This is a genomic window from Geobacillus sp. WSUCF1, assembly GCF_000422025.1.
GTDB lineage: Bacteria > Bacillota > Bacilli > Bacillales > Anoxybacillaceae > Geobacillus > Geobacillus zalihae.
The window spans coordinates 1-821 of the sequence record NZ_ATCO01000075.1 but is presented as its reverse complement, the minus strand read 5'-3'; the positions used below and the strand labels follow the sequence as shown (position 1 = coordinate 821).

Below are 821 nucleotides of genomic sequence, written 5' to 3'. Positions count from 1 at the left end.
AAAAAGTCCAGAAATCCCGTTATATCAAGGACTTTGGGGTTGTCAACCTAGGAAAAAACCCTGAATTCCATAGGCACACGTTTAGCCGAAAAGTATGATGGCAAATATCTTATCCGCACGTCCGATGACACACTGTCTGCCGAGGATGTCGCGCTGGGATATAAGCAGCTGGTGGATATCGAGCTGGCTTTTCGTACACTGAAATCGACATTGGAATTGCGACCCATGTATCATCGCTTGGAAGACCGCATTCGTGTGCATGTGCTGCTCAGTTAGCTGGTTCTCTTGCTGGTTCGCATCGTAAAGATTCGGACCAACGAATCGTGGCCGAAAGTAAGAGAGGAATGCTAGCGTCTCACACTCGGACATTTTTCTTCGAAATACGGGGACCTTTATCAGCGGACAGAACTGACCGCCAAATAAGGGCAAACCTTTGCGACTCTAGGACTAGAGCCTCCCCCGAAGATCCTAGACATTCATCCTCGCTCCTATATACATGCTCATTGAAAAGTTAACCTTCGCATAAGCGGTGCCCACTCTGGTTATACTGCTCCTAAGGAAAAGCATGGGAAAGGAGCGGAATTCTGCATGAAACGTCTCAACATCACCGACAACCATGGATGGACGCCCCGGAAACTCCGCAAGCAGGAACGGAAGATCAAAAACGCTCATCTCCGCCAACGTGTGATGGCCGTCCGCCTGGTCATGGAAGGCTATTTGGGCAAAGACGTGGCTCCATGGTCAACGTGTGCCGCCAAACCGTTTCCCATTATGTGTCGCTGTTTAACGAAGGGGGCCTGGAACCATACCCATCAAGTTAA

The 821-nt window shown here is 49.6% G+C and carries 2 pseudogenes; both read left to right on the top strand.

Going from position 1 to position 821, the window contains the following annotated elements:
• Positions 1-78 precede the first annotated feature (78 nt).
• Positions 79-507: pseudogene (locus tag I656_RS17915) on the top strand (transposase); the annotation flags it as partial.
• An 81-nt stretch (positions 508-588) separates the two neighbouring features.
• Positions 589-803 (top strand): annotated as a pseudogene (locus I656_RS19170) (helix-turn-helix domain-containing protein); the annotation flags it as partial.
• Between the last annotated feature and the right edge of the window lie 18 nt (positions 804-821).